This window comes from Streptomyces bambusae (assembly GCF_019400985.1).
Lineage (GTDB): Bacteria > Actinomycetota > Actinomycetes > Streptomycetales > Streptomycetaceae > Streptomyces > Streptomyces bambusae_A.
On record NZ_WTFF01000235.1, the window covers coordinates 1 to 11,853 of the forward strand.

Sequence of the window (11,853 nt, forward strand, 5' to 3'; positions counted from 1 at the left end):
ATGGTGGAGGCCGTCCAGGCCGCCATCCCCGCCCGCACGCGCTGGCTCGGCGCGCACGGCTACCGCCAATGGGTCCCCGCCGCTGCCCAGCAGCAGACCAGCCAGGAGCACACCTGCCGGCCGGACGGGCACGCGTGTGGCTGCCCGGGGATGCCGTTCATGGTTGCGTGGTTCGAGGAGGCCGCCAACACCCTGCGCGTCCTGGGCGACGACGCATTCACCGGGATCGCGCAGGAGGCCCGCTCTGCCGGTATGGCGTTGATCGTGTCGCTGCAGCGGCCTTCCTACGACCAGATGTCCACCAGCACCCGCGCCTCCCTCCCCTCCGTCATCGCCCTCGGCTGCGACCCGCGCGACGAAGGGTTCTGCCTGCCCGACGAGGTCCTGGCCGCCGGCGCCCACCCGGGCGCGTGGGGCAACCGGCGCCCCGGCTACTGCTACGTCGTCTCCCCCGGCATCCCCGAGGACCGCTACGCCTCCCCGGCCCGTACCCGGCGCTTCACCCGTCGGGCGGTGCCGGTCATGGAGCAGCTCGCCACCTGGGCCCAGCACAACGGCGCCCCCGCCGACCCCGTCACCGCCGGCGCCCTCACCTCCGTCGCCGGACACCTCTACACCGGCCGACCGGCACCCACCACCGCCCAGCAGTCGCCCGCGCTCCGGGCCGTGACCGAGGAGGATCCCGACATGGAGCACGGCGGGCCGCTGGTGGACCCGGAGGACGCCCACATCGACCCCGAGGGCGAACTCGCAGGCCCGGAAGACGGCGATGACGCTCCGATCTTCGGGCAGGGGTCGGGGCGCAAGCCGTCGCCGGAGGAGGCCCGGCGACTGTTCGCTACCGCGCTGGCCGACTTCGAAGCGGCCGGGCAGATGATCGTGGGCCCGAAGGACTTCATGGACTGGTGCGACCGCAACCGGCTCTCCCGCCCGTGGGTCTCCGAACGGCTCAAGGAAGCCGCCCTCGCGGGCCGGCTGGAGGCGACGAACACCACCGGCAGGTGGCGGATCGTCCCCGCCCTGACGGCTGCCTGACACCTGACACCGTCAGACCGGCCTGACACCCAAACCCCTAGGCAAACCCGCTGTCAGACACCCCTGACACCACCTCCTGACACCCCCTGACACCAGCCCTGACGGGGCCCACACCCACCCGGTGCGGGCCCCGTCCCCTTCCCCAGGGAGACCACCGATGGCCCTCGAACCCACGCACCCGCCGACCACGACGCCGGTCCCGTACGAGGGCCGACTCCTCCACCCGCCCGCCACAACGCACCCGCCGATACTGCCCGCCCCGTTACCGCCGGGCGTCGAACTCGTCACCCTGCCCAGCGGCGCCCGCGTCCTCGCCTACACCCAACCAACCGCCCCCGCGCCGCTACCCGCCCCGGCCGTGCCGGCGTGGGCGAAGACCACCGCGCTCCTCGCGCCGACCGTCGGCGGGGGTATCGCTGCTGCCGGATACGGCATCACCTACGCCGCCCCCGGCCTGATCGCCCTCACCGAAACCCTCTGGGCCGCCATCGCCCTCATCGCCACCGGCGCCGGCGCCGCACTCCTCGCCCGACGCCCCGGCCGCCGCGCCGGCGTCACCCACATCACCCAGCACGTCACCGCCACCGGCTGGTTCGGCCGAGCAAGCGGCACCATCACCCACCGCTGAAAAGCCAAAGGGCGGCCCCGTCTCGCCAAAGTCCGGGGCCGCCCTCATCCAGCTCCAACCACAGATCTGGAGGCATCCAGCATGACCCATCCCACCGACGTTCCGCGAGAGCGGCGGACCGTCTCATGACCACACACCTGGACACCGCGCTCACCCTCGCCGCCGCCGGCGTGCCGGTACTGCCCCTCAGCCGCGACAAGCGCCCCGTCGCCAACTGCACCGCCTGCCACGACCACCGGTGCGGTGACCGACCGAACATGAAGACCCCCGGCCCCTGCGTCTGCCCGTACCCCTGCCACGGGTGGGCCGCCGCCACCACCGACGCGACCGTTCTCACCTCCACCCCGTGGGCGGGAGCCTGGAGGCAGGCCCACGCTGTTGCCTACCACCCCGGCGGCGCCGGCCTCACCGTGGTCGACCTCGACAACGCCGACGCGGTCGCGTGGGCCCGCCAGAACCTCCCCGCGACCAAAATCGTGGCGACCACCAGGGGCGAGCACTGGATCTACCGGGGCACCATGCAGTCGGTCAACGGCGTCCGTGAGGGTGTCGACCTGAAGTCCACGATGGCCTATGCCCGCTGGCGTGGCCCCGGTACCGGCACGATGCAGCCCCTGCCCGACCTCGTGCGCGCGCTCGCCGTGAAGGAGCCTGCCACCATCCGGCCGGTATCGCGCGCCGCCGCCGTACTCGCGCCGGTCGGGGGTGGGGAGTGCCGCCACCGCTCGCCCGCCTACCTCGAACGCGGCATCGCCATGGCGGAGCAGCGCATCACCGAGGCACCCGACGGCATCCACAAGACCGTGTACCGGATGTTCCTCGCCGTGCTGTCCGCTCACGGCAGGTGCGGCTGTCTCACCGATGCGCACATCGGCCGGCTGTTCACTGCCGCGCAGACCAAGGGTGAGTCGCTGCGGCACTGCGAGACCGCATGGGCCAACGCCCTCACGACGTTGGGGATGTGACCGTGTCCGACGAGGAGAAGACTCCCGCCCGTGAGGTCATCACGGAGTACGCGCAAGCCCACTTCCGGTACTTCCGCACCACCGACGGCACCGTCTACGCCCAGAAGAACGGCCACCCCGTCGCCCGCCCGATCCGCTCCCAGGGAACGACCGGCAGCCACCGGCAGGAACTCATGGTCGGCCTGTTCAACGACGGCCTCGGGGTGTTCAACGGCACCGCGATGAAGGAGGCGTTGGACTTGATCGAAGCGCTCGCACTCAGCCAGGACGTACAGGCCACCCACATCCGCATCGCCCCGGGATTCGACGGCGCGACCTGGCTCGACCTGGGCCGCGACGACGGCAAGTCCGTCCGCATCCACCCCACCGGCTGGGACATCCTCACCCCCAACCCGCGAGAGGTCTGCTGGCGACGCACCCAGCTCACCGGCGAACTCCCCCTCCCCGAGAAAGACACCGACGGCAAAGGCATCGATCTGCTGCTGCGGCTGTGCAACTTCGCCAACGCCGAGAGCGAATGCCTCGCCGTCGCGTGGCTGATCGGCTGCCTGGAGCCGTCCGTGCCCGTCCCCGCGCCGTTCCTCACCGGCCCCCAGGGAGCCGGGAAGTCGACCGGCGGGCGGATGCTGGTGCGGATCATCGAGGGCATGACCGGTGACCTGCGCCGGGCGCCGAAGGACGAGGAGAACCTGATCACGGCCGTGGCCGCGGGCTGGGTCACCGCCCTGGACAACCTCTCCCACCTCCCCCCGGACCTGTCCGACCTGATGTGCTGCATCGTCACCGGCGCCGAGAGCATCAAACGCGCGCTGTTCACCGACGGCGACGTCGTCCGCTCCCGCTACCGCCGGCCGCTGCTGCTGACCGGCATCGACGTGGGCGTCATCCGCCCCGACCTCGCCGAACGCCTCCTTCCCCTGCGGCTGGAACGGCCCCGGGTACGGCGCACGGAAGCGGAGCTGTGGGCGGAGTACGCGCAGGTCCTGCCCGTCATCCTCGGCTCGCTGCTGGACCTCACCGTCAAGGTGCGCGCCACCGAAGCCGACATCCCCACTGACCTGCGGATGGCTGACTTCGCCCACCTGTGCGCCCAGCTCGACGCTGCCACCGGGCTCGGGGCGCTGGCCGCGTACCGGGCCAGCCTGGACGACCTCAATGACGACGTCATCGAAGGTGACCTGCTGGCCCAGACGGTCCTTAAGCACGCCGCCAGCCTGGATGCGGGTGCGGAAGTGCGGATGACGTCGACCGAGTGGCTGCACGCCCTGACCCAGCTCTACACCGGGGACGACTTCCGCGCGCTGCCGAAGGGGTGGCCCACCACCGGCAAGGTCCTCTCCGACCGTCTCAAGCGCCTCCAGCCGACCCTTGCCGCACGCGGTGTCCTCGTTGACTGGGGGCGCACCAAGACCGCCCGTTTCATCGAGATGACCCGCCCCGCCGCCGCGCCGCCCGGCCAGCAGGAAGCGGCGTTCTGAGCAGCACCGCCACGAGCGGTCCCCACACAAGCAAGAGGAGCACCCGGCCCCGCGGCGGGGCGTGCTCCTCTTGCTGTTCCGGCGGCTTGCCGCCGCTGCAAGGGGACGTGCCGCGCAGCGGCCCCTTCTTCCTGCTCTAAGACGCACCGCCCCGCACCACAGCAGACACCACCGCTCTCTCTTTCCCAAGAGAAGAGACGCTGCGTCACCCGTGTCACCACCGGACTCCAAACGGCCCCTGACCTGCGACGACAGCGGTGACGCAGACAGCGAAGCGCTGCGTCATCACGCGTCACCCACGTCACCAGCACACGTCACCCCGGTGACAGGGTGACGCACGCCGGTGACACACCACCGCACCCCCACGTCACCGAAAACCGCAGGTCAGACCGCCAAATGACACAGACGACGCGGTGACGCAGAAATCCGAACCTCGGACACATCAGCCAGCAGACAATTCCAAAGGAGTCGCACCGTGGCCCGCCCCCAGATGCTCAAGCTCCGCGATGTCCTCGAAGAGATCGACATGAGCCGCGCCGCCTTCTACCGCATGCGCGCCCGCGGCAACGGCCCCCGGCTCGTCAAGCTGCCCAACGGGCACCTGCGCTGCCGTCGTGCCGACCTTGACCGCTGGCTCGCCAGCGGCGAGCAGCAGACGGCCGCCTGACCCCAACCGGACTCGCTCAGGGCCCCGGCTCATGCCGGGGCCCTTCCATTTGAAGGCAGACGATGTACACCTACGACGTACGCATCTGGGGCATCCGCAAGCGGAAGAGCAAGAAGGCTCCCTACCAGCTCCGCTGGATCGTGGGCGGCGAGGAGCAGCAGGCCCCGTTCATGACCAAGACGCTCGCCGACGGCCGGCGCTCCCAGCTCATGAAAGCTGTCCGTGACGGCGAGCAGTTCGACACCGAGACGGGTCTCCCTGTCTCGGAGCTTCGGCAGCTCAGTTCCCCCACGTGGTACGACCACGCACAGGCGTACGCCTACATGAAGTGGCCGGGTGCCGCAGCCAAGCACCGCGTCGGCATCGCCGAAGCGCTGGCCACCGTCACGGCTGCGCTGGTGACCAGCGCCAACGGGGCGCCCCACGTAAAGACCCTTCGGCTCGCGCTCCGCGGATGGGCGTTCCAGATGGCCAAGAACTCTGAGGGCGAGTGGGCGCCGCGGTTGACCGTGGAGGAGCCGCCGGCCGAGGTCGCCGCAGCGCTCGCTTGGGTCGCGGAGAACTCCATCCGGGTCTCGGAGACAGCCGACTCCGAGAACCTGCGCCGTGCCCTCGCCGCCCTCTCCCGGCTGCTGAACGGCCGGCAGGCCGCGGACAACACCGTGCTGCGCAAGCGCTCCGTGTTGAGCAACTGCCTGCGCTACGCCGTGGAGCGCGGGTTGCTGACCACCAACCCCCTCACGTCGATCGACTGGGCCCCGCCCAAGACGGACGATGAAGTTGACTTCCAGTTCGTCCCGGGTCCTGAGCTGGCCAGCCGCCTCCTCGACGCCGTCCGAGCGCAGAGCCACCGAGGTGACCACCTGCACGCCTTCTTCGGCTGCATGTACTACGCCGGCATGCGCCCCGGTGAGGTCGCGGCCCTGGCCAAGTCGCACTGCAAGCTGCCCGAGGCAGGCTGGGGGGAACTGCTCCTTCGGCGCAGTCAGCCGGAGGTTGGCTCACGGTGGACCGATGACGGACGGTCTTACGACAGCCGTGGCCTGAAGCGCCGTGCGCGCCGCAGCAGCCGTTCGGTGCCAATTCCCCCGGTCCTGGTGGCGATGCTCCGTCAGCACATCAGCGCCCATGGCACGGCCCCGGACGGTCGGCTGTTCCGGGCGGTGGAAGGGGGTCGGGTCGCCTCGAACGAGTACACCCGCGTCTGGGCCGAGGCGCGGCGGAAGGCGCTCGCGCCGGCGGACGTCGGGACACCGCTGGCCGCGGTGCCCTACTCGCTCAGGCATGCCTGCGTGTCGCTGTGGATCAAGGCTGGCGTGGATCCCGTGGAGGTGGCCCGTAGGGCAGGCCACAGCCCGGCCGTGCTCTGGAAGTTCTACGCGAAGGTTCTGCAAGGCCAGCAGCACGCGTCGAACCAGCTCATCGACCAGGCCCTGGCCGACCCCGGTCCCGCCGCCGCGGGCTGAAACCTGGCCGCAGGTTGGCCGCACGCACTGATCACAAGGGGGACACACCTGAGACAGAGTGAGACACGGTGAACGCAGAAGGGGTGCCCCCAAGCGGGAGGCACCCCTCTGACCAGCCACTTAGCTGACCTGTGGCGGTGGGTGTGGGATTTGAACCCACGGTGGCTTGCGCCACGACGGTTTTCAAGACCGTTCCCTTAGGCCGCTCGGGCAACCCACCTCGCCGGTACAGAGTACCGGGCCGTCGGGGTGGGCGGGGGAGCGTTGTCGGGTGGTCAGGAGGTGACGGCCTTGTCGTACGCGGCCTTCGCCTCGGCGCCGAAGTACGGGCCGAACATCCGGTTCGGCAGGAAGGTGTAGCCGAAGCTGTTCACCGAGACCTGGGTGCCCAGGCCCGTGGACTCGTTGAAGTCCTGGAACCAGGGGCCACCGCTGGAGCCGCCCGTCATGTTGCAGGACAGGCTGTGGTCCTTGGTCAGGAAGAAGTCCTTGCCGCTGTTGCCGCTGCAGTAGACGAGCTTGGAGCCGTCGTACGGGGATGCCGCCGGGTACCCGAAGGCGTACATCCGCTTGTTGTAGCCGCCGTTGAACTGGATGCCCTGGGCGCCGACGGCCTGGCCGAGTTTCTGGCCGTTCAGCGGGGCGACCACCGCGAAGCCCACGTCGAAGTTCATGTCCTCGCTGGCGGCCCACTGGTCGGTGGCGAGGGTCTTGGTCGCCGACCACTGGCCGTAGGGCGCGTTGCCGTTGTCGTAGCCCGGGACGAAGATCCAGTTGGTGTGCCAGGAGCCCTGGTACTTCACGCAGTGGCCGGCCGTGATCACCGTGCTGCCGTTGGCGCTGGTGATCGAGTCGCCCGAGCAGGAGGCCGTACGGCCGCCGAAGCTGAAGAAGACCCGGCCGGAGGTCTTCACCACCGCGCCGCCGCCCGTCCACGCGCCGCCGGCCTGCGGGAACGCCGTGGGGGACACGGCCGGGGTCGGTGCGATCGTGGTCGGCGTTCCGGTGGTGGCGACTGTGCGGCCGGCCGCGCCCGGGGCGGCGGTCACATCGAGCGGGGTCGCGTTGCGCATCCGCTCGGCGGTCCAGAAGCCCTGGGTCTGCGGCGGGCGGAACGAGGTGGGGGTGGGGGCGGCGGCCGAGGGGGTGGCGGCCGTGAGGCCGCCCGCGACCAGGGCGGCTGCCGCCAGCAGGACGGACGCAGCCGTGCGATGACGATTCACGCATGACTCCTTCTGCCGTGCCCGAGCCGGTGCGGCCCGGGCAGGGTGGGGGTGAAGAGCTGTCGGTGCGGATCGGTCTGCACTGTGGCACGCGAGCGCGTGCATTGTCATGGGCGCGTCAGAACGTTCGGTCGGTTACGGCCGGATCCGGCCAGGGAATGGCCGGGTCTCCCCTCCTTTGCCGTGCCCGCCTCCCACTCTCTGTCGCGCCCACTTCCCTCTGTCGCGCCCGCTTCCCTCTCTCTGCCGCGCCCACTTCCCTCTGCCGTCCCCGCCCCCCTCGGCCCAGCCCGACTCGTCGGCCGGACGGGCTCGTCGTGCGCTCGATCAGACCGTCAGGAGCACGCCCGCGTACGACGCCCCCGCCACCACCACCCAGGCCCCCAGGCCCAGGAGTGCGGCCCGGCCACCTGTCCGCGCCAGGGACGGCAGGTGTACCGCGCTCCCCAGGCCGAACAGGGCCGCTGCCAGCAGCAGTTCCTGGGCCGTGTGCGCCCAGTCCAGGGCCAGGTCCGGGACCAGGCCGGTGGTCCGCAGCGCGGCCGCGGCCAGGAAGCCGGCCACGAACAACGGCACCGGCGCGGGCCGCCGGCCCGAGGCCGTCCGCACTCCGCGCCGACGGGCGCGCAAGGCGAAGGCCACGGCCGCCACCAGGGGCGCGAGCAGTGCCACCCTCATGAGCTTGACCAGGACCGCCTCCCCCAGTGCCGCCGGGCCCGCGGTCTGAGCAGTGGCCACGACCTGGCCCACGTCGTGCACGCTCGCCCCCACCCAGCGGCCGAAGCCCAGGTCGGTCAGACCCAACGGGTCCTGCAGCAGCGGCAGTACGGCGATCGCGAGCGTGCCGCACAGGGTGACCAGGGCGACCGACGCCGCCACGTCCTCCTCGTCGCTGCCCGAGACCTCGCTGACCGCTCCGATGGCCGAGGCGCCGCAGATCGAGTACCCAGTGGCGATCAGCAGCGGCTGGTCACCGCGCAGCCCCAGGCGGCGACCGAGCCAGAGCGTTCCGAGGAAGGTCGCGGCCACCACCGCGAACACCATCGCCACCGTGGCCCAGCCCAACCCCACCACCTCGTCCAGGCCGAGGCTCAGGCCCAGCAGGACGATGCCGATCCGCATCAGCCGCCGGCCGGCCAGCGACAGTCCCGGACGGGCTGCGCCCCGCACGAGGTTCTGGATCCGGGGCAGATGGGCGGCCGCGATGCCCAGCACCACCGAGGCGGTCAGCATCGGCACGGCCGGTACCAGCCGGTGCACGCACCACGCCAGGAGCACCCCGCCGGCTGCCAGCCCCAACCCGGGCCAGGACGTGGGTGTTTCACGTGAAACATGCGGCGCGGTGGACTGGTTCTGCGGTCGGTTGAGGAGGGCCATCAGTCGACCGGCAGGGTGTAGACCCGGCGGATGCTGCTGCCCAGCCGCGAGACGTCCGCTCCGTAGACATGGATGGAGATCGCCGTCGTACGACAGGAGTTGCGCACCTTGTGGATGTCTCCGGGCGGAGCGAACCCGGCGACATCGCCCAGGCCGTTGACCACGTCGGCGACGGGTACCAGCCGGGCCCGCTCGGGCGCGGGCGCGGGGGCGAGAGCGTAACGGCGTTCGCTCTCCTCGCCCTGGTGCACGCCCGCGACGCACCACGAGACGTGGTCGTGGATGCAGGTCTCCTGGCCCGGCAGCCACACCAGTGCAACCACTGAGAAGCTGCCGTCGCTCTCGGCGTGCAGCACGTGCTGGCGGTAGTTGTGCGGGTCGCCCTCCTGCTGCTCCGGCGTGAGCAGATCGGCCGCCCCCAGGTGCGGGGCAAGCCGCTCCGCGACGAGGCCGGCGGTCTCGTCGGGCGCGAGGCCCCGGTCCGCGACCTCGCGTATCTCGTCGACGAGGGCCGACATCCGTGCGGTGATGCGGGGCCGATCGGTTGCCGTGGTGGTCCCGGGGGGCACGGCGGTGCGGGCCGGAGTCGTGGTGGTCATATACGGAGCGTCCGACGGCGGACCCATCACGTCCAACGACAGTTTTCACCCGAATTCCCAAGCAGGGCTTATGTATCGGCGTGGTCGGCGTCAGCAGCCGATGCGGCAGGCCGGCAGCCGAGTACAGCAGGTCAGCAGGTCAGCGGTCAGCAGCCGATGCGCCGGTGCGCTGCCTGCTGGAGTTCCTCCAGCACCACGGCCGTCGCCGGGATCCGCAGGTGGTCGCGGTAGACGTACGCGGAGATGTGGCGGCGCGCGGCCGGCTCCAGGGCCCGCCCGCACACCTTGGTCAGCGACAGCGAAGGCAGCACCAGCGCGGGCATCATCGCCACGCCCAGGCCCTGGGTGACGAGGCTCTGCACCACCAGGTTGTCGTCGGTGGCGAACCGGATGTCGGGCACGAAGCCCAGCTCGGCGCACTCGTGGAGCAGGTTCGCCCGGCATCGCGGGCAGCCGGCGATCCACCGCTCCTCGGACAGGTCCGCGAGGTGTACGGCCCGCCGCCGGGCGAGCGGATGGCCTGTCGGCAGCAGCACCGTCAGCTGGTCCTCCAGCAGCCTGACCTCGGTGACGTCGTCCGGCACCTCCTCGTGGAGCCCCGGGTAGGTGAAGGCGAGGGTGATGTCGCACTCCCCCTGGCGCAGCCGGTGCAGCGAATCCGGCGGCTCGCCCTCCAGCAGCTCGACCTGCACCCCGGGGTGGTCCTTGGCGAGCCCGCTCAGGGCCTCGGGGACCAGGGTGGCGTTGGCGCTGGGGAACCCGCACAGCCGTACCCGGCCGGTGCGCAGTCGCGCGTACGCCTTCATCTGCGCCTGGGCTGCGGAGAGGGAGCCGAGAATGGTCTCGGCGTGCCGGGCCAGGGAGGCACCGGCCTCGGTGAGCTGCATCTTGCGGCCGACCCGGGTGAACAGCGGGGTGCCGACGGCGCGTTCGAGCGCCTTCATCTGCTGGGTGATCGCCGGCTGGGTGTAGCCGAGGACCCGGGCGGCCGCCGAGTAGGACCCCGAGGCGACCACCTCGTGGAACGTCCGTATATGCCGCGAATCGAACACGTGGGAAGCATAAGCGGACGTTGGGAGGGGCCGTAGGCGTAATCGCGCCTACGGCCCCTCCCCATCGAGCCACCGAGCCACCGGACCTGCCCGGGCACGGACCCCTTCCCGCTGCGCTGCCGGTCCGTCGCTCGCTGCCGCTCGTCGTCGCTACTTGTCGCCCACGCGCGAGGCGAGGGTGATGTCGACCGTGGTCGGCTTGCCGCCGCGCACGTAGGTCAGCTTCACGGTGTCGCCCGGCTTGTACGTCCAGATCTCGCTGATCAGCGTCGGGCCGCTGTCGATCGGCTTGCCGCCGAACTCGGTGATCACGTCGCCGGGCCGCAGGCCAGCCTTGCCGGCCGGGCCGTTGGGGTCCACCAGGTCGTTGGCGGAGGCCCCGCCGTCGGAGATCTTGGCGCCGTCCACCTTGGCCTGGAGGTCCACGGAGACCAGCAGCACCGGGTAGACCGGCTTGCCGGTCTTGATCAGCTGGTCGGCGACGTTCTTCGCCTGGTTGATCGGGATGGCGAAGCCGAGGCCGATCGAGCCCGCCTGGCCGCCGCCGAAGCCGCCGTTGCCCGCGGACTGGATGGCGGAGTTGATGCCGATGACGGCGCCGCGTCCGTCCAGCAGCGGGCCGCCGGAGTTGCCCGGGTTGATCGAGGCGTCCGTCTGCAGGGCGCTCATGTACGAGTTCTTGCCGCCCGAGCCGTCACCCGAGGCGACCGGGCGGTGCTTGGCGCTGACGATGCCGGTCGTGACCGTGTTCGACAGGCCGAAGGGGGCGCCGATGGCGATGGTCGTGTCGCCGACCGCCACCTTGTCGGAGTCCGCGAGCGCCAGCGGGGCCAGGCCGGCGGGCGGGTTCTTGAGCTTGAGCACCGCCACGTCGTAGCCCTGGGCGCGGCCGACGACCTCGGCCTCGTACTCCTTGCCGTTGGAGAACGTCGCGGAGAGCTTGCCGCCGTTGGCGGCGGAGGCCACCACGTGGTTGTTGGTGAGGATGTGGCCCTGCTGGTCGTAGACGAAGCCGGTACCGGTGCCGCCCTCGCCGTCGCCGGCCTGCGCCTTGATGGTGACCACGCTCGGCAGCGCCTTGGCGGCCAGGCCCGCGATCGAGCCGGGCTCGCGCTTGAGGTCCCGGGGGGTGTCGCCGGCGCTGACGGTGGTGGAGCCGTTGGCCGTGCCGTTGTTCCTGGCGAGCTGGTAGCCCACACCGCCGCCGATGCCGCCGGCGAGGAGGGCGGCCACCAGCGCGGCGGCGATCAGTCCGCCCTTGCCCGACTTCTTGGGGGGCGGGGTGCCGTCGGTGGTCAGCGGCACGCCCCAGCCGGGGCCGCCGTGACCGCCACCCGAGTACGCCGGGACGGCGGGCGGGGGC

10 protein-coding genes, 1 tRNA gene and 1 pseudogene are annotated in these 11,853 nt (G+C 71.3%); 6 read left to right on the forward strand and 6 right to left on the reverse strand.

Annotated features, from left to right (window positions below):
* The 6 genes and pseudogenes from GPJ59_RS26260 to GPJ59_RS26285 form a co-directional block, all read left to right on the forward strand.
* A pseudogene (locus GPJ59_RS26260) lies at positions 1–1,035 on the forward strand (plasmid transfer protein TraB); the annotation flags it as partial.
* 157 nt (positions 1,036–1,192) lie between these two features.
* On the forward strand, positions 1,193–1,663 hold the full coding sequence (locus tag GPJ59_RS26265; RefSeq protein WP_219670175.1) for a hypothetical protein: 471 nt from the start codon (positions 1,193–1,195) through the stop codon (positions 1,661–1,663).
* A gap of 125 nt (positions 1,664–1,788) precedes the next feature.
* Positions 1,789–2,628: a bifunctional DNA primase/polymerase gene (locus tag GPJ59_RS26270; protein ID WP_219670176.1), complete on the forward strand. Its 840-nt coding sequence runs from the start codon at positions 1,789–1,791 to the stop codon at positions 2,626–2,628.
* Positions 2,629–2,630: 2 nt separating this feature from the next.
* Positions 2,631–4,106, forward strand: coding sequence for an ATP-binding protein (locus GPJ59_RS26275; RefSeq protein WP_219670184.1), 1,476 nt, complete (start codon positions 2,631–2,633; stop codon positions 4,104–4,106).
* Positions 4,107–4,581: 475 nt separating this feature from the next.
* The gene (locus GPJ59_RS26280) at positions 4,582–4,773 is read left to right on the forward strand and encodes a helix-turn-helix transcriptional regulator (RefSeq protein WP_219670177.1); all 192 of its coding nucleotides are present in this window, start codon (positions 4,582–4,584) and stop codon (positions 4,771–4,773) included.
* Between the two features lie 62 nt (positions 4,774–4,835).
* Positions 4,836–6,239 carry a tyrosine-type recombinase/integrase gene (locus tag GPJ59_RS26285; RefSeq protein ID WP_219670178.1) on the forward strand — a complete coding sequence of 468 codons (1,404 nt, stop codon included), beginning with the start codon at positions 4,836–4,838 and terminating at the stop codon, positions 6,237–6,239.
* Positions 6,240–6,371: 132 nt separating this feature from the next.
* Here GPJ59_RS26285 and GPJ59_RS26290 read toward each other — a convergent pair.
* From GPJ59_RS26290 to GPJ59_RS26315, 6 genes are all read right to left on the reverse strand, one after another.
* Positions 6,372–6,459 (reverse strand) — tRNA-Ser (locus GPJ59_RS26290).
* A gap of 55 nt (positions 6,460–6,514) precedes the next feature.
* Positions 6,515–7,462, reverse strand: a complete 948-nt coding sequence (locus tag GPJ59_RS26295) for a trypsin-like serine peptidase (protein ID WP_219670179.1) — start codon at positions 7,460–7,462, stop codon at positions 6,515–6,517.
* 327 nt (positions 7,463–7,789) lie between these two features.
* Positions 7,790–8,839, reverse strand: a complete 1,050-nt coding sequence (locus tag GPJ59_RS26300) for a YeiH family protein (protein WP_219670180.1) — start codon at positions 8,837–8,839, stop codon at positions 7,790–7,792.
* Positions 8,839–9,438: a cysteine dioxygenase family protein gene (locus GPJ59_RS26305; RefSeq protein ID WP_219670181.1), complete on the reverse strand. Its 600-nt coding sequence runs from the start codon at positions 9,436–9,438 to the stop codon at positions 8,839–8,841. Before GPJ59_RS26305 ends, GPJ59_RS26300 begins: the two co-directional genes overlap by 1 nt.
* A 146-nt stretch (positions 9,439–9,584) precedes the next feature.
* A complete protein-coding gene (locus tag GPJ59_RS26310) occupies positions 9,585–10,490 on the reverse strand; it encodes a LysR family transcriptional regulator (RefSeq protein WP_219670182.1) in 906 nt (301 codons plus the stop codon).
* 150 nt (positions 10,491–10,640) lie between these two features.
* Positions 10,641–11,853, reverse strand: a 1,213-nt coding sequence (locus tag GPJ59_RS26315; RefSeq protein WP_219670183.1) for a S1C family serine protease, incomplete at its 5' end; no start/stop codon positions are given.